General features: G+C 46.2%; 23 protein-coding genes and 1 riboswitch. Of the genes, 10 read left to right on the top strand and 13 right to left on the bottom strand.

The window, feature by feature from the left end; all coding sequences use genetic code 11:
* Positions 1–38: 38 nt before the first annotated feature.
* The 3 genes from LZU85_RS15070 to LZU85_RS15060 all read left to right on the top strand — a co-directional run bounded on the left by LZU85_RS15070 (position 39) and on the right by LZU85_RS15060 (position 2105).
* Entirely contained in the window at positions 39–839 is an 801-nt protein-coding gene (locus LZU85_RS15070; RefSeq protein WP_237287519.1) for a Cof-type HAD-IIB family hydrolase, read from the top strand.
* 149 nt (positions 840–988) lie between these two features.
* The gene (locus LZU85_RS15065) at positions 989–1279 is read left to right on the top strand and encodes a hypothetical protein (RefSeq protein ID WP_176299606.1); all 291 of its coding nucleotides are present in this window, start codon (positions 989–991) and stop codon (positions 1277–1279) included.
* A 382-nt stretch (positions 1280–1661) separates the two neighbouring features.
* Positions 1662–2105, top strand: coding sequence for a TetR/AcrR family transcriptional regulator (locus tag LZU85_RS15060; protein ID WP_176299605.1), 444 nt, complete (start codon positions 1662–1664; stop codon positions 2103–2105).
* A 322-nt stretch (positions 2106–2427) separates the two neighbouring features.
* Here the strand turns inward: LZU85_RS15060 and LZU85_RS15055 are convergent, their stop codons facing one another.
* Together LZU85_RS15055 and thiD are read right to left on the bottom strand one after the other, a co-directional pair.
* On the bottom strand, positions 2428–3204 hold the full coding sequence (locus LZU85_RS15055) for a phosphatase PAP2 family protein (protein ID WP_237287518.1): 777 nt from the start codon (positions 3202–3204) through the stop codon (positions 2428–2430).
* Positions 3205–3311: 107 nt separating this feature from the next.
* Positions 3312–4151 carry a bifunctional hydroxymethylpyrimidine kinase/phosphomethylpyrimidine kinase gene (gene thiD / locus LZU85_RS15050; RefSeq protein WP_237287517.1) on the bottom strand — a complete coding sequence of 280 codons (840 nt, stop codon included), beginning with the start codon at positions 4149–4151 and terminating at the stop codon, positions 3312–3314.
* Between the two features lie 73 nt (positions 4152–4224).
* Positions 4225–4322, bottom strand: a riboswitch (TPP riboswitch).
* Positions 4323–4597: 275 nt separating this feature from the next.
* On the opposite strand from thiD, the gene LZU85_RS15045 reads away from it, so the two are divergent.
* Positions 4598–6214: a mechanosensitive ion channel family protein gene (locus LZU85_RS15045; RefSeq protein WP_237287516.1), complete on the top strand. Its 1617-nt coding sequence runs from the start codon at positions 4598–4600 to the stop codon at positions 6212–6214.
* A 168-nt stretch (positions 6215–6382) separates the two neighbouring features.
* Here LZU85_RS15045 and LZU85_RS15040 read toward each other — a convergent pair whose 3' ends face one another.
* The 7 genes from LZU85_RS15040 to kdgR all read right to left on the bottom strand — a co-directional run bounded on the left by LZU85_RS15040 (position 6383) and on the right by kdgR (position 14666).
* The gene (locus LZU85_RS15040; protein WP_176299601.1) at positions 6383–6979 is read right to left on the bottom strand and encodes a mechanosensitive ion channel family protein; all 597 of its coding nucleotides are present in this window, start codon (positions 6977–6979) and stop codon (positions 6383–6385) included.
* A 104-nt stretch (positions 6980–7083) separates the two neighbouring features.
* Positions 7084–8616: a bifunctional GNAT family N-acetyltransferase/carbon-nitrogen hydrolase family protein gene (locus LZU85_RS15035; protein ID WP_176299600.1), complete on the bottom strand. Its 1533-nt coding sequence runs from the start codon at positions 8614–8616 to the stop codon at positions 7084–7086.
* 83 nt (positions 8617–8699) lie between these two features.
* Positions 8700–9095 carry an ACT domain-containing protein gene (locus tag LZU85_RS15030; RefSeq protein ID WP_176299599.1) on the bottom strand — a complete coding sequence of 132 codons (396 nt, stop codon included), beginning with the start codon at positions 9093–9095 and terminating at the stop codon, positions 8700–8702.
* A 164-nt stretch (positions 9096–9259) separates the two neighbouring features.
* Positions 9260–10714, bottom strand: coding sequence for a DUF3360 family protein (locus LZU85_RS15025; RefSeq protein WP_237287515.1), 1455 nt, complete (start codon positions 10712–10714; stop codon positions 9260–9262).
* 505 nt (positions 10715–11219) lie between these two features.
* Positions 11220–11933, bottom strand: a complete 714-nt coding sequence (locus LZU85_RS15020) for an exonuclease domain-containing protein (protein WP_237287514.1) — start codon at positions 11931–11933, stop codon at positions 11220–11222.
* Positions 11934–11936: 3 nt separating this feature from the next.
* Complete coding sequence (locus LZU85_RS15015) at positions 11937–13802, bottom strand: DUF294 nucleotidyltransferase-like domain-containing protein (RefSeq protein WP_237287513.1); 1866 nt, start codon at positions 13800–13802, stop codon at positions 11937–11939.
* A gap of 81 nt (positions 13803–13883) precedes the next feature.
* Entirely contained in the window at positions 13884–14666 is a 783-nt protein-coding gene (gene kdgR, locus LZU85_RS15010) for a DNA-binding transcriptional regulator KdgR (RefSeq protein WP_237287512.1), read from the bottom strand.
* A 261-nt stretch (positions 14667–14927) separates the two neighbouring features.
* Between kdgR and kduD the strand changes: the two genes are divergently transcribed.
* The 4 genes from kduD to LZU85_RS14990 are packed head-to-tail and all read left to right on the top strand — an operon-like array spanning position 14928 to position 17234.
* Positions 14928–15689 (top strand): 2-dehydro-3-deoxy-D-gluconate 5-dehydrogenase KduD, encoded by a 762-nt coding sequence (gene kduD / locus LZU85_RS15005; protein ID WP_011081824.1) that lies wholly within the window; start codon positions 14928–14930, stop codon positions 15687–15689.
* A gap of 15 nt (positions 15690–15704) precedes the next feature.
* The gene (locus LZU85_RS15000) at positions 15705–16217 is read left to right on the top strand and encodes a YgjV family protein (RefSeq protein WP_103193266.1); all 513 of its coding nucleotides are present in this window, start codon (positions 15705–15707) and stop codon (positions 16215–16217) included.
* Between the two features lie 20 nt (positions 16218–16237).
* Positions 16238–16558: a cupin domain-containing protein gene (locus LZU85_RS14995; protein WP_011152624.1), complete on the top strand. Its 321-nt coding sequence runs from the start codon at positions 16238–16240 to the stop codon at positions 16556–16558.
* A gap of 40 nt (positions 16559–16598) precedes the next feature.
* Entirely contained in the window at positions 16599–17234 is a 636-nt protein-coding gene (locus tag LZU85_RS14990) for an RpiB/LacA/LacB family sugar-phosphate isomerase (protein WP_011081821.1), read from the top strand.
* A 250-nt stretch (positions 17235–17484) separates the two neighbouring features.
* Here LZU85_RS14990 and LZU85_RS14985 read toward each other — a convergent pair whose 3' ends face one another.
* The 3 genes from LZU85_RS14985 to LZU85_RS14975 all read right to left on the bottom strand — a co-directional run bounded on the left by LZU85_RS14985 (position 17485) and on the right by LZU85_RS14975 (position 19554).
* Positions 17485–17979: a hypothetical protein gene (locus LZU85_RS14985; RefSeq protein WP_237287510.1), complete on the bottom strand. Its 495-nt coding sequence runs from the start codon at positions 17977–17979 to the stop codon at positions 17485–17487.
* 1 nt (position 17980) lies between these two features.
* Positions 17981–18436, bottom strand: a complete 456-nt coding sequence (locus LZU85_RS14980) for a hypothetical protein (RefSeq protein WP_237287509.1) — start codon at positions 18434–18436, stop codon at positions 17981–17983.
* Positions 18437–18675: 239 nt separating this feature from the next.
* On the bottom strand, positions 18676–19554 hold the full coding sequence (locus LZU85_RS14975; RefSeq protein ID WP_419795976.1) for a DMT family transporter: 879 nt from the start codon (positions 19552–19554) through the stop codon (positions 18676–18678).
* A 216-nt stretch (positions 19555–19770) separates the two neighbouring features.
* On the opposite strand from LZU85_RS14975, the gene kdgK reads away from it, so the two are divergent.
* A complete protein-coding gene (kdgK, locus tag LZU85_RS14970) occupies positions 19771–20700 on the top strand; it encodes a 2-dehydro-3-deoxygluconokinase (RefSeq protein WP_237287505.1) in 930 nt (309 codons plus the stop codon).
* Positions 20701–20712: 12 nt separating this feature from the next.
* The gene (locus LZU85_RS14965; RefSeq protein ID WP_015728297.1) at positions 20713–21336 is read left to right on the top strand and encodes a bifunctional 4-hydroxy-2-oxoglutarate aldolase/2-dehydro-3-deoxy-phosphogluconate aldolase; all 624 of its coding nucleotides are present in this window, start codon (positions 20713–20715) and stop codon (positions 21334–21336) included.
* Between the two features lie 137 nt (positions 21337–21473).
* Here LZU85_RS14965 and LZU85_RS14960 read toward each other — a convergent pair whose 3' ends face one another.
* Positions 21474–23192, bottom strand: a complete 1719-nt coding sequence (locus tag LZU85_RS14960; protein WP_237287503.1) for a sodium:solute symporter family transporter — start codon at positions 23190–23192, stop codon at positions 21474–21476.
* Between the last annotated feature and the right edge of the window lie 67 nt (positions 23193–23259).

Raw genomic sequence — 23259 nt, 5'->3', positions numbered from 1 at the left:
CACATGACAGCGTTTTTATCCATTTGAGCTTGAATGAAATGTCGTTACCAGAAATCAAATTTATTGCTGCCGATATGGACGGTACCTTGTTAGACGAATCGGGCCGGTTAGACCCGATGTTTTTTGAACTTTTCCAGGCGCTTGATGAGCGAGGAATACTTTTCTCGGCCGCTTCTGGACGCCAATACTATAGTTTGCTTGAGACCTTCAAACCCATCAAAGATCAAATGATGTTTATTGCTGAAAATGGCACTTTGGTGATGCATCAAGACAAAGAACTTTACAGTTGTGTGATTGATGATCATGACATCGCTGAGATTATTCAAGCTGCGCGTTCAGTCAAAGGCGCTCATATCGTTTTGTGTGGCAAAGATTCTGCTTACGTTGAAACAGACGATTCGCGTGCTTTGCAAGAGATCAGCAAATATTACCACCGTTGTCAGTCAGTGCCCGATTTGCTCGAGGTAAAAGGACCTTTTATCAAAGTCGCTATTTGTCATTTCGATGGCTCACAAGAAAAGATTTTTCCAACAATGAATGCTGCATTTGGTCAAACGCATCAGGTGGTGATCAGCGCGAAGATTTGGCTCGACGTTATGCATGCCGAGGCGTCGAAAGGGGCGGCGATTAAGTACTTGCAACAATCGTTGGGTTTCACCTACGAGCAGACGATGAGTTTTGGTGACTATCTCAACGACGTTGAAATGCTAAAACAGAGCTACCATTCCTATGCGATGGCGAATGCTCACGAAACGGTCAAGCAAATAGCACGATTTGAAGCGCCAAGTAATCGTGAGGCTGGGGTTATGCACATCATTAAACAGCAAGTTTTAGGCTGATTTTCTCCTTACGGTGAGTTGCTATATCGAATAGCGCATTAGTCGGTGCTTTCTTAACTTGGATCAACATAAGGGGTGATTTCTCTTTGGGTTGTGTTTTTCTCTTCTACACTGATGTTGGGTTGCTACAAAAATGTTTGGAGGGAATCATGATTACGGTACATAGGGAATATCGGGTCAGCACCAAGCCAGAGCAATATGCGCACGTTGAAATCAATCCTGTTGGTCAGCTTGATGTTGAGATGATGGGAGAACAGAAACACTACGTTGCTGATTTTGAGCATTTGTCTTTCTCCAGTCATAGCCATGGTGTGGTCATCGAGTGCCAAAAGCTAAGTTCGCCTTGGAAAATGATGCTTGAGAAGGCAGACGCGCAAGAATTACGACATCTTGTTGAAGACGCTCAAGAAGAGTTTGAAATATTGATGCGAGATCTTTGACTAAGCAGTGCTGACAACTCGACATCATTGAACATTTGATATCTTCATTCAATCCTTCACCTTTTTGTGAGGGATTTTTTATATGTACTGATAAAGTTAGTATTCATTAAACAAATGGGTTGATCCTGGATGATTAATATAGGATGTTATCTTCTATTTTTGGGGTGGCGAGGTGGTTATAAAATGATATTGTCTAGATTTATTGGTATCAATAATTGATGCATATCGATTGTTTCTTGTGCTTTTTGAGCCTTATTGATAATAATAATAACGGATGATATGTGAAAGGATTCCGCTAAAGTTGGACCACTTTTTGTTGTTAGGACCTTGAGCCAACGTCAGGGAAGCGATAGGATTTGCCTGCTTTTAGCAGGAGGGGATTATGCCAAGAGTTAGTCAAGCTACGGCCAAAAAAACACGTCAAGCCATCGTTGATGCCTCATTTAAAATACTCCTGTTGGAAGGGTATGAGCATCTCACCTACAGCAGAATTGCAGAAAAAACAGGGGTGAGTCGTTCCTGCGTTAATGGCCATTTTAAGCGTAAAGAAGAATTATTAGGTGAGCTGAAGCCGAAAGCTGTTGAACAGATTGTTCAAGCACTTGAGTTCTCATCACCTGACGAGTTTTACAGCTCTTGGGTGAAGGCAGTGAACGAAGACCGTATGTTTAGAAATCTGATCCAAAATGTTGGTGAAATGATTTGCAGTGCAGAAGGGCGACAGTCGTTAATGAGCCGAATTTCAGGAGATCAAGAAGAAGTAGAGAAGGCGCTCTATATGGCGATAGGTTACGCAATCGTCCATATTAGCTGCCCGATATGCTGAGCTTTAAAGGAAAGTGTTCTTTGCAATAAATAGCCTATTATTCCTTATGTCAATATCACAAAAAAAACAGTAAATAACGGATGATAGGTTTTATTTCTTTCTTTTCCAATTCGTGTCGCTATAATGACCCCGTCTCAGTGAGTTGGTCCTCACAGACAACACTTTCTATGCTTTGGTTGTAAAACTAACTTAGCTTAAATAGCTTTTGGTCGCTTGGTTGTCCTACTTTTACCAATCGACCTTCTTTTCTCTCCCATTTTGAACACTATTCAGTTTTTGTCATTTTACTGCTTCATTATTGATCCCCATTTCTACCGTTTGCCTAATCTTGTCTCTTTGAGTTTTCGTCGGAAGCGATGATGCCCTTATCCAACAAAGTTTTCTCAATGTACTCAGGCAGTGGTAGCGAGTGGGGTAGAAGCAAGACCACCAAGCAGATAAATGCCAATGAGCCATAGAGATCGGCTGGGTGGTGCATACCCAACCACAAGCGGCTGTATGCCACAGCTATTGCCCAAGTGAGCGTCAACGTCAAAGCCAAATAGCGTTTTTGGTTAAGAAAAATACCACCAAAGAAAGCAACACAAAGGCTTGCAAATAGAGTGTGACCTGAAGGGAAAGAATAGTCAGTTTCTCCTAACCAATGTTGAAGTCGCCATTGACTCACTTCACCATCAAGGCGTTTTATGACCTCGTTTTGTTGCAGTCGGCTTAACTGATAGAAAGCACCGGGCGAATCAATCAGTTGGTGTGTGCTGATGACTTCCGTATAGGGGCGAGGTACTTCGGTCCCGAGTTTGAGAGCAGATTTACCGACAAAACTGAGTAAGAGCAATAGAACCAAAATAGGCATTTGTTTTACTACCGCAGCCCTTGTTATTGTTTTCGATAAGGCCAGTAGGGAAAAGGCGATAAGCGTAATGATGAAGCCTTTGCTGCCTGCTGAGTCGGTGAGCAGTGAAAAGAGTAATCCGTTTGCATCGGAGACATGAGAGAACAGGTCGATATGTTGTCCCAAGATAATGATCGGTACAAGGCCCAAACTCAAAACAGTCAGGGCCAGTAATCGTTGGCGTTTGGCAATCAGTAGCGTTTTCATTAAATGGCTTATGTGATGAAAAACGCTGATTATAGGCGACGGGGTCGTTCCTCTATATCAAGTTGCTGTCAAATCATGTGGATAAAAGAAAGATGAGTTTTCATAATTCAACGAACATGCATGTGCCCAGCAAAAAAGTGGTTAACAGGCCCTCTTCCTTTGCCGACAGAAAGTTCGTCAGCATGTGAAATGGCTTGCGATATATACTGTTTCGCAAGAAACACCGCTTTGTGCAGGCGATGTCCTTGGGCCAGATACGATGCGATGGCCGATGAAAGTGTGCATCCGGTGCCGTGTGTGTTGCGAGTTGCGTGTCTTTTACTGCGAATAAACTCACACACGTCAGGGGTGATCAAGAGATCACTGCTGTTTTCCCCATATTCTAAATGCCCTCCTTTGAGCAACACATTGCGACAGCCCAAACGCTTTAACTCAGAGATCCCTTCGCTCATTTCGGTTTCACTATTGGGTAAAGGTTGGCCAGTCAGTTCCACATACTCAGGTAGGTTTGGCGTGATGATATCGGCCAACGGAATGAGTTCCTGCTTGAGTGCTGATACAGCTTTAGGTTCGAGTAAGGCGTGCCCGCTGGTGGATATCATCACAGGATCAAGCACGACATTTGAAGGGCGATAGTGACGAATTTTGTCTGCGACAAGTTGAATGATTTGGCTATCTGCCAGCATACCGATTTTTACGGCTTGGACATTTAAATCTGAAAACACCGCATCAAGTTGTGCAGCAATATGTTGTTCAGGAATAGGGAATACAGCGGTGACCCCTTGAGTATTTTGAGCGGTAATAGCGGTGATCACAGAGCACGCATAACCGCCAGTCGCGGAAATGGCCTTGATATCGGCTTGAATGCCAGCTCCTCCACTGCTATCTGAGCCTGCAATGGTTAAAACGGTGGGAATGGAAGGTCGATTGAGAGAAGTCAGTATCATCTTGCATCCTATGACAAGACGTACAGGAACTGTGTTTATCACGGTTTAGATGATAGAGCATGGACGAAAACGCCCCCGCTTCACAATAGTTCCCTACGTCAGTATTAACTGAATCAGGTTCTACGGGTCTCGCGCTGCGATCTCAGCCTAATGGCTCCCCGACTATATGGGCCGAATCATAGCAGCGAACAGAGAGGATGTAACTAGAGAATCTCAGGGAGAGAAAAATCTTTATCTGTGTCGTAAGGGAAGGCAGAAAGCAAGATCGCAAAGGAACTGAGCGATGATGGGGTGGATGGTTTTTAAATGAACGTTGGATAGAGAAGTAGAGATTTGGCTCATCCCATATAACGCATCAACTCATTCACAATGTTAACTATTTCTGGTCAGAAGGTGGAATAGGACGATAAAATTCAGTGGTGATTGCTAACCCAAATGGACGTGAAATGGTTTTAAATGCGCTTAAAGCAGCATTGCTTTGTCTCTGTTTTTTTCCCTCAATCGCAGTGGCGATTCCCAGTAGCTTATTACTTGGCATGACAGAAGAGCAAAATGTCAGTGCGACCACCGCCAGTGATGCGGAGCTCTCGTTGCCCTATCAGTATAAAGACAGCTTACAACGCGACACGCCTCGCGGCGCGTTGAATGGCTTTTTGGAATCTGCGTATGCGCAAAATTATGCCAAGGCGGCGAAATATCTTGATATGCGCTATTTGCCCTCTCATTTGAATCCAAATCAAGCCGAAGAGTACGCCCGTCAGCTGCACGCGATTATTGAGCGTAACGTTTGGATTAATTTGCAGGAGATCAATGACACGCCCGCTGGTGCACAAGAGGATTTTCTCCCTGAATATCGAGACTCGTTTGGTATCATCACCATCAAGGATGCCGATATTACCTTGTTGTTGCAGCAAGTACCGAGTAAAAGCCTAGGAAAAATTTGGAAAATCTCCAATGCCACGGTGTCGATGGTACCCAAACTTTATGAAGAACTGGGTTATGGACCACTCAGCGAGTGGTTTATTGAGAACGTGCCACGTGGATATGTTTTCAAACTTAATTTGTGGGAGATCGCGTTACTGCTTTCCTATCTTGTTGCGTCATTCTTAGTGATTACCCCATTCGCTCTTTTGGTTAGTTGGTTGGTCCGGCGCAGCAAAATGAAGATGAAAGAGGATTTAGCCAATCTTTTTTCTGGCCCACTGCTTTTTTTCTTGGCGTTGGGGCTGGATCACTCATTGCTCTCCAACACGACGCTTACCGTAACGGCACGAGACTTTATTGATAACGGTTACCTGTTTTTCATTTCCAGCTTGTGGTTAGGGTGGGCGCTCATCGGTTTATTGCAGTATGCGATGCGCGAGCGTTTGATTGGCAAAGGCAATAAGCAAAGTGCCGCGATGGTGAGGCCATTTCTTACTTTCTTTCGCATTATCGTACTCGTGTTTGCTGTGCTTTCTTGGATGGAGTATCACGGTTTTAACGCAACTGCATTGTTAGCGGGGATGGGGGTTGGTGGTGTTGCGTTGGCACTGGCATCGAAGCAGTCATTGGAGAACTTCATCGGTACCATGACGCTCTACTCTGCGGCTCCCGTTAAAGTAGGTAACTTCTGCAGTTTTGGCAGTATTCGTGGCACGGTTGAAGAGATTGGCCTGCGCTGTACGCGTGTGCGAACGATTGACCGCACCGTGATCCATGTGCCCAATGCCAAGTTGGCTGAGATGGAAATTGAGAACATTTCCGAACGAGAAAAAATCCGTTTTAAAACAGACATTCGTTTGGATTACAGCACCACCACGGCACAGTTAAAAAAGATCATCGAAGAGATCAAAGCGCTGCTGGAAAATCACGAAAAAGTAGATAAAAAACCGCTGCGCGTGACCTTTAGAGGATTCGGTGCCCATGGTTTAGAGATTAACGTGTTTGCCTACATTGGCAGCAAGAGCTTACCTGTCTATCAAGTGGCGGCGCAGGAGCTTCATTTAGGCATTATGGAAATTGTTGAAAACAATGGTTCTCGTATCGTGCCTGCCACGTTTGACGCACAAGCCTTGCCGTAGGGGTTTCGTGATACAACGCCGCGAATGACCACGATGCTCAAGCACACTGTTTGAGCTTTTCGTGACTTAACTCCCCAACTCGCACAATGAAAAAGCCCTATTCTTCGCAGGACAAGTCGTCTGCAAGAGAACAGGGCTTTGTTGTTGGGATAATGGCAACGCGCAGTGCTATTTTTTCTTGGTTCTGGTGTAAAGACGAGCGGTTGATTTGGCGCTTTGTGGCTGTTTTTGCCCTAACTTAAGCACCGCTTTTTGCAACATCAAGTTATTGGGGTAGGTGATCACATGGCCATTATCGTGCTTGATCAGCACATGGAACATGCTGATATCGAGAATTTCCCCGCTTATGTCTTCATCTTTGTCCACCACTTTGATTCGATCGCCCACTTTGTAAGGGAAGACGAAAAAGATCAAAAAACTTGCGGTGACATTGCTAAGAATTGACCACTGAGCAATGAAGGCGACCCCTAAGACCGCAAAGATAGAAGAGAGGAACAGCGACACATCACCGTATCCGATTCCTGCGATCACCGAAAAAATCGAGGCGAACAGAAAGAGTAACGCGGTGTTAAACGCCCGTTGAATAAAGCTTTGCCTTGCCTTATTCACACCCTTTGAGAGGGCCAAATTGGCCACCGCACGGTTGGTGATTTTTTTGACAACCTGATACGCGGCGAGCAGCACCAGCGCCATAAGGAGTTTAAAGAGGAAGGAGTCAGAAGGAATGTACTGACTCCACTGTTCAAAATTAGTCCACTGATTCATCAAGCTGTTACTCATTGGTTTGTTGAGCGTTTTTATAACCTATTTATGCTAAAGCACCAATAAAAAAGAGTGTTCATAATAAGTGTCAATGGCTTGGTTCGTATCTATTCTTTTTTAAGAGTAAATCCACCATAAAGATCCATTCGTCGATGACGTAAGTTGGTCACTGAGCCTTCCATGTTCAGTTGCTTGAGTTTATCCAAATCTACATCGGCAAAGATGATCATTTCCGTATTTGGGCTTGCTTCTGCAATGGTGGCGTCGTGTGGGAAGAACACGTCTGAAGGTGAGAACACTGCCGATTGAGCGTATTGGATATCGACGTTATCGACCCTAGGCAGGTTGCCAACACTACCACCAATGGCGACATAACATTCATTTTCAATCGCGCGCGCTTGGGAGCAAATTCTCACACGTTGATAACCATTTTTGGTATCCGTCCAGAACGGAACAAAAATGATCTGCACGCCTTGTTCAGCCAGCATACGTCCGAGCTCTGGAAACTCACTGTCGTAACAAATCAAAATCCCAATACGTCCCGCATCGGTGTCAAACACAGAAACTTTGTCGCCGCCATCGATAACCCAATCTCGTTGTTCATGCGGGGTAATGTGGATTTTATGCTGGGACTCGACCGTGCCATCACGACGAAGCAAGTAAGAAATGTTGTAAAGCTGGCCGTTTTCTAAAACAGGCATGCTGCCTGCGATGATATTAATGTTGTAGGTCACGGCAAGTTGAGACATGGTCAGTTTGACACGCTCAGAGAACGAGGCGAGGAAGCGAATCGCTTCAACAGAGTTTTGATCTTCTGCCAATCCCATTAAAGGCGCGTTAAAGAACTCCGGAAAGAGTGCGAAATCCGCTTTGTATTTTGACAGCGAATCAATAAAAAACTCCGCCTGATCCAACAAGTCTTCCAAATCGTTCACCATGCGCATTTGCCACTGCACAATGCCGATACGAACAATCGTTTTCTCGATGTCATGAACGGAATAGACGTCTTCTTCATAAAAGAAGTTGTCCCATTCCAGTAACGTTGCGTAACCGTGTGAGCTGTCATCTTCGGGAAGATAATGGCGCATGATGCGCTTCACATCGAAATCGTTTGAGAGCTGAAATGAGAGAATTGGGTCATGAAGCTCTTTGCGTGAGACTTTTTCTATGTACTCTGCCACAGGCAGTTTTCCACCGTATGGCTTGTATCCGGGAATTCGACCACCTGCCAAGATGGCTTTGAGGTTATTGCTTCGACACAGCTCTTTTCGCGCTTCATACAGTCTTCGACCTAAACGTAGCCCGCGATAATCCGGGTGAACAAATACGTCGAGGCCATACAAGGCATCGCCATTTGATTTGTGTTGTATTACGTTGTTTTCATTGATGATATCGGTATAGACATGGGGGAGAGAGAAGCGGTTATAATCCACTTTGATGGTGAGCGCTGCCGCAATGATTTTACCGGAATCCTCTATGCAGATTTGTCCATCAGGGAATTGATGAATGAGATCCATTATGGTCATTCTTGGCCAAGCGCCGCCGACGTCGTGAAAAACCAAATCCATTAAACTGGCCACTTGATCGTAATCACTTTTTTTCAATATGCGTAATGAAAGCTTTGGGGTGGGTGTCTTCATATATCCTTATCCTGAATAACCGTTTTTTATACTCTAACATTATCGCAACGGTTTTTTCAAAGCGGGGGCTTTGGCGAATTTTTCTACGCAGTCAACTCAGTGAGTGCGCTCATTGCCTCGTGAGCTTTTCCTTTTGGTACAAAAATATGATCGTGATAATAACCAGCAATCACGTTGGCGCTAATGCCATAACTGGCTAACTTGCTGGCAAAAGCGGCGGTTAGCCCGACGGCTTCTAAGCTTGAATGGACGGTGAGGGTAATCAAACAAAAACGGCTATCGGTAGTCAACCCTGCTTGTTCGGCTTGCTGAGCTTCGAGCACCAAAGTGAGCCCTTCTTGCTCACGAAATGTGGCGATGGGGTTAAGGTGTAGATAGTCCTTAAGTGGGCCGTCGACGGTGCAAAAAACATATTCGCCCTCAATCAATTTCGGGGACATTGATTGAAGTAAGCGCTGTAAATCGGTTATGCCGGCCATGATCTTTCCTTGTATTGCGTGACGGGATATGTGTTCACGCAGCATAGGAAGCAAGAGAGAATAAGTCCATTGAATCAAACTAATGGCGGATCAGTTTAGCTAATTTGAGTGAGCATTCAAAAAAAAGATCCGCCCTTTGAGCGGATCTTTCGGCAAAACAAGCATTAAAGAAGTGCAGGAATGCCCGGTAATTGACCCACCGCCGCTAATGCGCCAACACAAACCAATACGGTTGCGAGTGGAATGCCTAAACGGTCAGTACGGTTTAAGGTTTCGCTGCGTTCACGGTTGCCAATGAGGCCGGTATTATCAAGCAGCATGGTAATTGCCCAACCGAAAACGGGGTTAACCAGCGCACAAGCAAACATACAAATCCCCGCACTTTGCGAGTTACGAGCGTTACGTACCATCTGCATGCCCGCTTCCAGTAGCGGTAGGAATACGCCCACTAACAGCGCAACGCGCAGTACCGGTTCCCACATCGCCAGATCCATCGGATACCCCAACACAGCAGCAACGATACAGAGAATACCCGTAAGCAGAGCACCTCCTGGGATGGGGCGTTTGGCAATCGCCGCAGGGATCATGTACGTTCCCCAAGAAGAGGCGAGGTTACCGCCACCAAGGCCAGCACCGATGATCTGACGAATAGAACAAACCGTCATGGTGTCGTCCACATCCATCAGTGCATCTTTGGCGGTTTTTGGGTAGTTCAGTTCTTGGAATACGCGGTGGCCAAGAAAATCGGGTGACCACATGGCAACCGCCAAAATCGCGAAAGGAATCACCGCAATGTAGTGCTCAAACTCAGGCCAGCCCAATTGCCACCCTGTCTCTTCGCCCCACCAGTAGAATGGGCTCATGTTTGGTAAGCCAGGCTCTGTGGTGAACTCAAAAGGCACGCCCATTAAGTAGGAAACCACGCCAGCAATTAACGAACACAGCGGGATCGCCAACCAGCGTTTTTCAATTTTTGCCAAATAGGCGTAGATCACGATAGTCGTAGAGATCACCACAAACGAAACGGATTCCATACCCGAAGCGATAGACCAGTTTTCAAAGCTGCTCAGTTGGCTAATCAGCCCCACCGCGCCCAAGTAGATTAGCAATCCACCGCGAACCCCTTCACCGGTTAAGCGAACCAGTTTTGAGCCGCCTTTGGTGGCGCTGAGGATCAAACCAAACATGCCAACCATGATGCCTAGAGCGAGTGGGTGTCCACCCGCTGCGGCAACAAGTGGAATCAATGGAATCATGGGCCCGTGCGTGCCGGCTAAGTTGGCTCTAGGGTTTAAAATCGCGGAAAAAAAGATAACAAACAAAAGACCTGCGATGATCAACTCATAGCGTACGTTTTCAGCAACAAATTCAGGTGAAAGGCCAAACTGGGCGGCGAAAGCGGCCACCATTGCGGTGACCATCACCACTTTACCAATAGTCGCGGCAATGGCAGGTACCCAGTCTTCGATCTCAATACCGAAGTCACGGAAAGGTAAGTGTACACGCCATTTTTTGAAAGAAAGAATATTCAGCTCATGCTCTAAGTATTCCGATCGAGTTGAAAACTCGTTCGCCTTGCGACGACGAGACTGATAGCTAGATGATTCGTGTTGGCTCATGGTAACTCCATAATAAATCCTTTTTGATTGATTTATTATTAGAGGTGGAAGGTGATTTATTTTTGACGTGAATCATTATTTGTTTTTCATTGATTGAACGAAGTTAATTAAGTCGAGCCAGTGCACGTTTTTAGTAAAATAGAATATAAAACCAAATGTATGCATGTGTTTTACACTAAAAAAACATGATGTGTACATCATTTTTATTGGTGGTGTTTCATATGTGCCACAAGATTTTGTTTATTTAAGTTGTTGTTTTTAAGTGAAATTTAATTTTTTCTGGATGAGTTTGTAAACTTCTTATTGTTAGGGATTAATAAGAATATTCATCTGACTATCAATTTGTTGGAGATATTTAAATCGGTATGGCTATTATTAAATATATTCTTACACTTTTTAGGTTGAGTGACTATTTTAAACAAACGTGGATATGTGTTGGTTAATTGTTCTATTGGTTGCATATTTAATGAGGGATTAATAACAGCGATCAAATATTTAGGTACTATTATTTAATTAAGACTGTGGTTAACTGCCGTTGTTTATTCAGTTCGAGTTTTTTGCTTTGCACGATAAACAACTCCGCACAAGCCAAGGCATCACTGGCGGCCGAATGAGAATGGTAATCGGGTAAGTGATAACAACGTCGTAAATCATCAAGTTGAAAACTGCTGCGTTGGCCGCTTTTCCCTGCATAGCTAAAGCGCTTTTCTATTTGCAATGTATCCACGAAGTGGCAAGGCAATTTGGCAAGCTGAAAATGTTGTTGAGCAAAGGCTTGGAGAAAGCCTTGTTCAATGATTGCGCTGTGCGCGAGCAGAACTTTGCCTTGCGCACGTTCAAATAAACGCATCATCCCTTGCTCTAGCGAGCAACCTTGCTCCAGCGCCTGTGGCGTTAAGCCATTAATGCGCGCAGATTCGGCTTTAATGTACGCGCCATGGTTGAGCAGGATCTCTTCTGCGCTTGAGAGGTTAATGCCTTCGAGCGTCAAATCCACCATGCCGATGGACAGTATTTTATCGCGTTTTGCGTCAAGCCCAGTGGTTTCAAAATCCAAAGCAAGAAACGAGACTTGATGAAGCGGCGTCACTTCAGCAATGAGCGGCGTATTCAGGTAGTTTTGCAGTGCTTCGGGCCACGCCGACTCAACGACGATCTGTTGGCGTATCTGTTCTTGGCTGGGCATGGTGTCCCAGCGCTTGAACCATTTCTTTATCATCATCTAGCCTTTAACAAACTTCAGTTTGGCGACATCCTGCAACTCGCTGATGATCTTAAAGGCATCTTTGAGGTGTTTGCGCTCAAAGCTGCTGATTTTATCCGGAGAGATATGATTGTCGGGTGTTTTTCCTGCCAAAATGGCATTCAACTGGTGACGAAAACGTACCTGAGTAATGAAACGATAAGCGCCAATGATGTTGTCGCAACTGCCTTTTGATAGGGTGCCGTGTTCGACCGCAAAACGGAATCGCTCTTCGGTGCCGGTTAGGGAACCACCTGCGGCTAAGCTGAAAATACGCGCCAGATCGATGATGAGATTAAGTGCGTATTTTTTGATGTTTAACGTGTTGCTGTTTTGGCCGCCTTTTTCCAGCACCAAATGGTTAAAAATGCCCAATGGCGGTTGAGTGTCGATCGCATCGCGCACCAAAGCAGGAATAAAACTCGGACTTTGCTGAATGCAATGGTGCAGATGCTGTTGGATCTGCTCTACCAATTCACGGCTGCCGTGAATTGAGCGAACTTCTAAGAACACGCTGATGGAGAGCAGTTTGTTGTATTCCGGGCTCGCCACCCACTTTTGGTAATACTCTTTCCAACGTGAGACAGGCTGGCACCATTTGGGAGACGCCGCCATGTATTTGCCATCGCAGAGCGGATAGCCACACGCAGCAAGTCCATTACACACGCGCATGGCCAAATGGGTAAAGTAGAGCTTGTGTTCTTCGGTTGCGTCGTCGGAAAGGACGATAGCACTGTCTTGATCCGAGAGCATGTGCACTTCATTGCGCGCGTGCGACCCTGCCACCATCCAAGCGTAATCGCATGGAGGCGCGCCCAGCACTTCTTCATTGAGTTGGATAATGCGACGGGTAAAGGCATCCATGATCATCGACATCACTTTGCCTTGAATCTCCGCGCTGACGCCACTTTCGACCAATGCTTGGAAAATGGTTTGGCGCTCTTCTTTTAACGCCGCCAGCGCATTCAGCGAACTGGCGTATTTGATTTTCTCAATCAAAAACAGCGATTGGGTGCGGTGGTTGTGTACCAAATGTGTGGTTGTCAGCAAGCCGGCCACTTTGCCGTGGTTCACGACAGGTAAGCAGCGAATGTTGTATTGCAGCATAAGGGAGATCGCTTGGATCACTTTGGCATCGCTTTCGATCAATACTGGATTCAGCGTCATAACGCTTTCAATGCGCTCACTGACGTCTTTCTCTTTTGCTACCACGGAGGCCGTCATATCGCGGTCGGTCACCAAACCGACAATGTCATTGCCATCCATCACCACCGCGCAAGAGCTGCGCTGTTTGCCGCACATGGCAAGGGCGACATCCCGAATCGAATCTGTCACCTGCACGATGGCGATGTTTTCGCTGGCGATCTCACCGACCGTGCGGAAAAACAGCCCTTTTTCTTCTTTCTGGCAGACGAAGTTGACCGCCGAACTCAAGCGCAGGTTAGCTTGCGCCGCGAAATAGTCCGCAAACTCAGGGTGCGAGTCGCACACTTTCTTCAGTTGGTGATGCGGGATCAAATAGAGCAGCGCATCTTCAATGGCTTCGGCTTGATAGCCGTTTTCGGCATTATCGAGAGGGGCGAGGAAGGTAAAACCAAACTGGTCCTCGTGGCCGAGGCGAGCGCGAAGATCGCCCGTTGGCGTGCGCTGTTCAATCGCGCCCGTGCGAATGATGTAGAGATAACGCGTTTCGCAAAGTGAGCTAAAACTGATGGTTTCTCCCTTCACCAAATATTTGATCTGTACAGAATTGGCAAGGGATTCAACCAAAGCCTTTGGCAATTTATCAAACGGATCAATGCGGACTAGGAAATCAACAATGTTTGGAGTAACGGATGTGCCCATCGCTCACCTCTAAATTAAAACGGCGTTTCATCAATTGATGTTGCGCCAAAAAAAAGCAGCCCGAGGGCTGCTCGTCAATCATTAAGCAGGGTAGCTGTGGTAGCCAAGCTGCTCAGAAACGTTCTTACCCGCTTGATGAAGCAGACCCACATAGTAATCTTTGCGCTCTTCGTCAAAACGAATGGTTGGGAACGAAATGGACACTGCTGCCACGATGTGGCCAAAACGATCGTAAATCGGAGCCGCGATGCAACGTAAGCCAGGCTCTTGCTCTTCGTTATCTTCAGCGAAATGCTGTTCGCGCACTTTCGCCAGTTCTTCAAGCACTTGTTCCGTGTTTTCTAGCGTTTTTTCGGTGTGTTTGATGAACTCAACATCAGCAAGGGACTCGCGAACAAAGCTCTCTTCGCGCTCAGAAAGCAGTACTTTGCCAATGGCAGTACTGTAGAGAGGGTTGCGACGGCCGATGCGCGATTGCATGCGAAGGTTGTAACCGGAATCAATCTTATGGATGTAAATAATCGCACTGTCATCCAGCGCACCTAAGTGCAGTGCTTCATTGGTTAGCTGAGAGATATGGCGCATTTCTTTGTCCGCCAGTTCAATCAAATCAACATACTCTAGTGAACGCGCACCCAGCTCAAACACTTTTAATGTGAGTGAATACTTATCCGCTTCGCCTTCTTGAGAGACATACCCAAGTGACTTCATCGTTTGTAAAAAGCGGTAAGTGGTTGCCTTAGACATCATCAGACGTTGCGACAGCTCCGATACGCCAATTGCTTTCTGCTCGCCCAGTGCATGAAGGATGTGGAACACCTTCATTACTGACGAAACAGACTCTGGCTGTGTCGACTTTTCCATTGTTTTCCCTTCTATAGTTGTGTTTTTCTCTATTATATCGCTGATTTTGTATATCACTACTATTTTTAAAATACCTTTTCATAATTTTGAAACCGCTCACTTAGTTCGGTTTATTAAAATTCGACCGGCATCAATATTTTTGAAACGTCTTTTCAAAAATATTTGCGAAGGTTGCCGATTTGCTGTTATGTTTGCTCTACCACAGTGAACAACAACCATAACGTCGGTTCACTTCATTCAGTATTCTAGAGGAAGCATTACATGATTCTTGATTCATTTAGCTTGCAAGGCAAAGTAGCAGTCGTCACGGGGTGTGACACCGGTTTAGGTCAAGGCATGGCGCTGGGTTTAGCAAAGGCAGGTTGCGATATCGTTGGTGTGAACATCAGTGAACCAACAGAAACCATGGAGAAAATCCAAGCGACGGGACGTAAGTTCGTCGATATCCGCGCTAACCTAATGAAACTAGATGATATTCCTTCAATCGTTGATCGCGCAGTGACTGAGCTTGGCCGCATCGACATTTTGGTGAACAACGCAGGCATCATCCGCCGCAACGACGCGATCGAGTTCTCTGAGCAAGATTGGGATGACGTTATGAACATCAACATCAAATCCGTGTTCTTTATGTCTCAAGCGGTGGCGAAACAATTTATTGCGCAAGGCGAAGGCGGCAAGATCATCAACATCGCATCCATGCTTTCTTTCCAAGGCGGTATCCGCGTTCCTTCATACACTGCGTCTAAGAGTGGCGTAATGGGTGTAACTCGCCTTATGGCAAACGAGTGGGCAAAACACGGTATCAACGTGAATGCGATTGCACCGGGCTACATGGCAACCAACAACACAGCGGCACTGCGTGCTGATGAGCAACGTAACCAAGAAATCCTAGAGCGCATTCCTGCAAACCGTTGGGGCACGCCGGAAGATTTGGCTGGTCCTTGTGTGTTCCTTGCATCGAAAGCGTCTGACTACATTAACGGTTACACCGTTGCGGTAGATGGTGGCTGGCTATCACGCTAACCCAATTGTGAGAAGATGATGGTCGAGATTGATTTGGCACAAGCGTTAGGGTTTCTCAGTTTTGGTTTGGGAATCTCCACCTTTTACCAGAAAAATGACAGGCATTTGAAAATCCTGATGTTGGTGTTCAATCTCAATCATCTTCTCCATTTTTTGCTACTAGGATCGATGGTATCTGCACTCAGTGCGCTGCTTTCTGCATTGCGCACCACCACCTCGATCTTTACCTCCTCGAGATGGGTAGCCGCATTTTTTATTGTCATTGGTGTCAGTAGCGGCGTGTGGATGGCGCAACACTGGTGGGAATTATGGCCAATTCTAGGGACAGTGATTGGCACCTATTCATTATTCGTGTTGAACGGTATCCGCATGCGGATTGGTTTTCTGGTTGGAGCGACCTGCTGGTTAATCAATAACATTTTAGTGGGTTCCATTGGCGGCACCTTGTTAGAGATGACAGTGATCGCCACCAACCTCATCACGATTTATCGGTTACATCGGCAGCATTTGGTGCCGATTAACGAGTAAAACAGGCATATAGGTGAAGCATGTTTGTATTTAATCAAGACATTACGCTGGAAGATCTTGGTCAAGGCATTTCACGCAAAGTGCTGGCACACAGCGACAACATGATGTCGGTGGAAGTGCATTTTGAAACTGGCGCGATTGGTGCCATGCACTCACATCCCCATGAGCAATTGACTTATGTGTTATCGGGTGAGTTTGAATTCACCATTGGCGATGAGAAAAAAATCGTCAAAACAGGCGATACTATGTACAAAGAGCCAAACATCGAACATGGCTGTGTTTGTCTAGAAGCGGGTGTACTGATTGATACCTTCACCCCAATGCGTAAAGATTTCGTTTAAGATTTATTTTTGAATTGCGGTTTAACCGCGGGAGTAACAGATGAAAATTGCACTAATGATGGAAAACAGCCAAGCACCGAAAAACGCGATGGTTGCAGCAGAGCTTAACAGCGTAGCGGGCGGCCTAGGCCACGACGTATTCAACGTCGGCATGAAAGATGAAAATGACCATCACCTGACTTACATCCACCTAGGCATCATGGCAAGCATTCTACTGAACTCAAAAGCGGTAGACTTTGTGGTAACCGGTTGTGGTACTGGCCAAGGCGCAATGATGTCGAGCAACCTACACCCAGGCGTGGTATGTGGCTACTGCCTAGAGCCGTCAGATGCTTTTTTGTTCAACCAAATCAACAACGGCAATGCCATTTCTCTCGCGTTTGCAAAAGGCTTTGGCTGGGCAGGCGAGCTCAATGTTCGTTACATCTTCGAAAAAGCGTTCACTGGTAACCGTGGTGAAGGCTACCCAATCGAGCGTGCAGCACCACAGCAAGCGAATGCGGCGATCCTAAACAACGTAAAAGCAGCGGTTGCGAAAGATGTGGTTGAAGGCCTACGTGCAATTGACCAAGAGTTGGTGAAAACAGCGGTTGGCGGTGCACAATTCCAAGAGTGCTTCTTCGCAAACTGCCAAGTGCCGGAAATCGCAGAGTACGTACGCTCGCTGATCGACTAAGCACTCAGTCATCATTACTTTTTCGGGAACTAATACAAAGCCAGCAAATGCTGGCTTTTGTTTTATTTGGGAGGTGGGGGAACTTGGCTAACTTGCCATTACACCAAAATGCGTTGTGAACCAAAGTAAGTGCATAGATCGTCAATTAACTGTGACATATCAAAAGTTAATTACTATGAAAAATAAGACCTGCACTCTCTATTAATGCAAATGAAATTTGATGTCGAGTTTGAAAAACGTAAATTCATCGCTACGACGAGGGTTTATAACGTTCTAAAACTTTATGCATTTCCAACCGATTAGGGGTTGGCTGTTTTATGATCATGATATCAATAAAGTCATAAGCATCTAAATCAGTTAAGTGATCAACAACACTTGGATCGGCGTTCTTCTCGAGTAACCAATAAAATTCTTCCAGATCATCTTTAAGAATTGCACCGTGTATCGGCATGCCTTGATCTATTTTTTTATTAATATCGTTACCGTTGTCTAAATATAGCTGAGCAAAGTAATATTTACGTTCTGGGCTCAAGCTGAGAAGAGAAGCGACATCGAAGTTTTCACGAAGGTCTTGGTACACATTTTCTGAATATCCAAACACATCAAAATAAGCCATGCAGGTGTCACTACTAAAAAGCTTCATAGGACCGAACATGGCACATCTTAAAAGCGTTTCTTCCCTGGGTCTTATAATTATCAGCACACTCAAAATCAACAAGATGGCGAAGATAGTTTTCTTTGACATGCTATACCCAGACTCGTTTGCTAATGACTTGATCATAGTTAGGTAGAATAAGGGGTTTATTGTTTGCTATACCAGATAACATTAATATAAATACGCGTTGGAACTTTACAGTCAAAGCATCGACCACAAACTGATATATCTTCACTTTTCTGAGATCCTGCGTAGTCGCATGATGAAAAAAGTGAGGACCTAATGAAGTTATTAGCTTCTCTATTATTTTTTTTAACGGTGTTCTTGGATTAAGTGTAGATTCCCATAATCCCTGCACAATACCAATGGAAAATGAAGCATCAATTGCTTCTAAAAGAAGCGCTTGTGCAAAACCTCTCAACTCAACTGTGATGGATGCCGTCATGATTTCATTTCTATTCGCTGGAAAAAAACGAATGAGAATTTCTCTTGCTTCTTCTTCGTTGAATATGATCTCAGATTCCTGAAAAACCCTTAGTGTGCTCACTGACTTATCCTTATTCCCTCGTTATCATTCAGCTGACTTTAATTCATCGTATTTCAGGTTTAAATTTTCAAGCAAAATTTTGAGAGACATGAGGAAGTCTTATGAAATTGACAGGTTACATTTTTCTTTCTACTTCGAACGGCATTCGATTTTGCCGATGAAGATGGTTTTTCTTATAACAGAGGTCTAACTGCCTTCCATCCAAAAATATGACCATGGTAAGGCTCCTCTTGGACAGTTTAACCCTTACTCACCGCTTGGCGTCTTTTGCCCTTAAGCCAATGTTTCCAGCGGATGGGCATCATAGGCACAATGATCAGCAGAATGCCTAAAACGGTGTAACTGTCTGGTACTTCATCAAACCAAATCACCCCAAAGAAGGTGACAAACGCCAAGCCAGAATATTCGGCCAGAGCGATCTGGCTTGCCGGGGCTTGCTGAAATGCCTTCACCACCAAAGCGTGGTAGGCGAGTACAAACAGATTGATCGCCACAATCCATAAAATATGCTCGAAGCGAATCGCGCTCCATTGCCAGTAGGCGAGGGCAAACGCAAAGGGCAGCGTCATTAAGGTCGTCCAAAAAAGCGTGGAAATCAGTGACTGATCGGCGGGCACTTTTCGGATCAGAATATTGCCCACGCCCATGGATAATGCGCTGCCCAATGCCACAATCGCCGCCCAATGAAACTGTTCTGGGCGCAGCACAATCAGCACACCAACAAAGCCCAATAACGTTGCAACAATTTTCCCTGCGGCAGGGCGTTCCCCCAAAAAGACAAAGGCCAGAGGCAATACCAGCAGTGGGCCAACGTAGAACATGGCATTGGCGGTCGCCAGTGGCAAATGGGTGATCGCTATCATCGCACACGCGCTGCCGAGCAAGATCAGTTGCGCGCGCCAAAAGGTGATCCAGTCGCAGCCCTTTTTCCACTGCGATTTCTCCAGACGAAGCCAGAAAGGCAATAGCAGCACAAGGCTGATGGACTGGCGAATAAACACATATTGAAACGTCGGCACTTCGCCATTGAGTATTTTGAGTGACACATCCGAGAGGGAAGCAAGCAAATTGGCCGTCACCAGTAGAAAGATGGCGCGAGAAACGGTTGGGTTGTTCATGATATGAAGTGCTAAAGGCTCGTCTACTGCCAGCATTGTGGCGAGTGTGGTGAATAAGGTCAGTGGCGCGATGCTATCAGAGAGCGGCAGAACTCGAACCTGCCAAAACTGCAGAGTTGGATCTTGCTCACGAATAATTGAACCGTCGTTTTAAAAATATTGTCTCGAGGTTTTGTTGCTGTAATAATAGCAGCAATTACGTTAAGGAGACATCCTATGAATCACATCAATCGCGTTGCCATTATTGGTGAATGCATGGTTGAACTGAAAAAGGTCAACGGCGAGCTACAACAAGGTTTTGGTGGGGATACACTCAACACCGCAGTTTACCTTTCCCGTTTGACCCAGCAATCCGGTGTTTCAACCTCTTATGTTACGGGATTAGGACAGGATCCATTTAGCCGAGAAATGCTTGCCGCATGGCAAGACGAAGGTATCAACACGGACATGGTGTACCTTTCTAAAGACAAATTGCCGGGCATTTATGCCATCGAAACGGCAGACAATGGCGAGCGTAGCTTCTTCTACTGGCGCAACGATTCGGCGGCGAAATACTGGCTGCGTGACCGTGCCATCCTGACGCTGGCGAAAGAGCTGTGTCAGCATCAAATGATTTACCTTAGTGGTATCAGTTTGGCGATACTGTCGCAAGATTGCCGTGAAGCGCTGATCAAACTGCTCGCGCTTTGCCGCAGTGATGGGGTGAAAATCGCGTTTGATAACAACTTCCGCCCTGCGCTGTGGAGCAACGTGGCGGACGCACAAGCGTTCTACCAGCAAATTCTGCAAGTCACCGATATGGCATTTCTCACCTTTGATGATGAGATGCTGTTATGGGGCGATACCCATGAAGATCAAGCGATTGAGCGCACCAAAGGGTTTGGTGTAAGTGAAATCGTCATCAAACGTGGTGGGGATGAGTGTTTTGTCGTTACAGAAGAAGGTCGTCACGCGGTTGCTCCACTGAAAATTGATAATGTGGTTGACACTACCGCCGCAGGAGATTCATTCAGTGCTGGCTATCTTGCAAAGCGTATTTTGGGTGGTGATTGTCAGCAAGCTGCTTTTGCTGGTCACACTGTTGCAGGTCATGTTATTCAACATCGTGGCGCAATTATTCCTCGCGAAGCGATGCCAACTATTTAAGGATTCAAACAAATGAAAGATTTAAATCAACAGCTTGCTGAAATCAAAGTGGTTCCGGTTATCGCCATCAAAGATGCTAACAAAGCGGTAAAATTGGCGCAAGTGCTGATTGAAAATGGCCTGCCTTGTGCTGAAGTGACGTTCCGTACTGCAGATGCGGCTTTGGCAATCAAAAACATGCGCGAAGCGTACCCAGAAATGCTGATCGGTGCTGGTACGGTACTGACTTCTGCGCAAGTGGATGAAGCGATTGATGCCGGTGTGGATTTCATCGTCAGCCCAGGTTTCAACCCAACCACAGTAAAATATTGCCAACAGCGCAATGTGACCATTGTTCCGGGAGTGAACAACCCAAGTTTGGTTGAGCAAGCGATGGAAATGGGTCTACGTACCCTGAAATTCTTCCCTGCAGAACCTTCGGGTGGCGTAAACATGCTGAAAGCGCTAACGGCGGTTTACCCAGTGAAATTTATGCCTACGGGCGGCGTTAGCCCAAGTAACGTCAAAGATTATCTTGCTATCCCTGCTGTGTTGGCGTGTGGTGGCACTTGGATGGTTCCGGGTGATTTGATCGATAACGAGCAATGGGACGATCTAGCGAAGCTAGTACGCGAAGTTGCGGGCATTATCGCTTAATTCCCCCTGATTTGGCTCCCTTCACTGTCTTCAGAAATCGAAGATATTTGCTTTAGAAATCGAAGATATTTGGCTCTTCTTTGCCACGCCTGCACTGGTTGCAGGCGTTTTTTTATCTGCTCAAGAATGGATGTTACCTAAGTCACGTTTTTCTGCGACCGTCGCACCATCAAAAGTGCACTAAAGGCGATGACTAAACCACCAGTGGTGAAAAATGGCCATTGGGCATCGGCTTCTAAGAAAAATCCAATCACAATTAATCCTAAACCGGCAACGCCAGTTATTGAGCCCACATAAATGCCTTGAAGGTGATTAATTGGGGCCTGCTCTTTTTCGCGTATTGGTGTGGCGAGCTGCTCTGCAAGGGCAGCTCTTTGCTGCTGAATGCGTTGAGGCTCTTGGCTGAAAAAAACGCGAGTGAGGAGGAAAAATCCACCGGTGAACACAATGTGGGCGATGAGTGTGGCCACCACCGTGAGTTCTTTCACTTCGCGCTCGCTGAGCGGCAGTAAGGTAAACCAACGAAGATCAAATAAGAAAAACATCGTCAATGAAACTAAGCAGCCCACCAGTACCGTCGCCCATCCAGACCAGTTTGGTGTCTTGAGTGTCACGAGTGCCAACAGTGAAGGAATGTTGAGCGGCATTTGAATAAAGGCGGCAAACAAAATCATCATCTCGAACAAGCTATAAGATTCAACCGAGGCGAGCAGCAGAGCCGCCAACGTCGCGACGACGCCAGACATTAAGGTGGCGATTTTGCCCATAATCAGTTGCTCTCTGCCTGACGCATCGGGCTTGATCCAAACTTGATAAAGACTGCGTACAACGATCCCCGCATTGCGGTTGTGAGCCGAAGTGAGGGGCGAGATGGTGGCAGCAACCAAGGCCACCATCACCAAACCGAGTACCCCTTGTGGCATAACGTGTTGGATGAAGTACAAATATGCACCGTTGTTGGCGCTGTGACCGAGTGCTGGGTAGATCGCGTGTAGATCAACGCCCAGTGAAGCGACGAACCACGCTGGCGCAAACCAAAGCAGTGGAGCAAACAGGAATAGCCCGCCCGCGAGTAACGCGGCTTTTGTGGCATCGTTATCGTTCGCGGTGGTCAAAAATCGATAACTGCTGAGGGTGTGATTGTTGCTCATGGTTTGCTGAAGCAGCATGGCCAATGCCCAAGCAACAAAGATGGCAGTGTGGGGCACGCCTTCACCATAGATAGGTTGAAAGGCGTGCCACACAGCAGTGGGTTCAGGAAGGGCAAAAAACGCGGTTAGGCCAATCACAAAGGTAATCGCAATCAGTAGGATCAACTGCATCACGTTGGTGACCGATACCGTCCATGCCCCACCACTGATGGCAATCAGAGTCACAACGATCCCCATGGTTAAAATGGTCGTCGTGACGGGAATGGCAAACAGTGCAGAGAAAAAAGCCGCGAGACCATTCATCCAGATCGCACAAGCAATTAGGGTGATGGGGAAACTCAGCCAAGTGAACACTTGTTCTGAGACGCCGCCAAAGCGAATTCGAATCACCTCCATGGCGGTTTCCACGCGCAAACGGCGATATCGCTTAGCAAAAAAAGCAGCGGCGACAAGAAAACCGAGCGCGTTACCCCAGAAAATAAACATCACGCTGATGCCATCTTCAAAGGCTTTGGCTGCAGCGCCAGTAAAGGTCCAGGCCGAAAATTGCGTCATAAACGCGGTGGCGCCCGCCATCCACCACATCATGGTGCCGCCACCTTGAATGAAGTCGCTGGAGGAGTTTGAAAAGCGGCGAAATAGCCAAGCGGCGAAACCTATAAAGGCAAGGTAAAAGGTGATGATCAAATTATCTAGTGGGGCCATGCATCTTGCTCATGTTAAAATTAAAACGGCGTTTCAATGATCACAATTTCGCCACGAAACACTTCCC

The sequence above is a fragment of the Vibrio floridensis genome (assembly GCF_021852965.1).
Taxonomy (GTDB): Bacteria; Pseudomonadota; Gammaproteobacteria; order Enterobacterales; family Vibrionaceae; genus Vibrio; species Vibrio floridensis.
The sequence above is the reverse complement of the archived record's forward strand: the minus strand, read 5'-3'. Positions and strand labels throughout refer to the sequence as shown.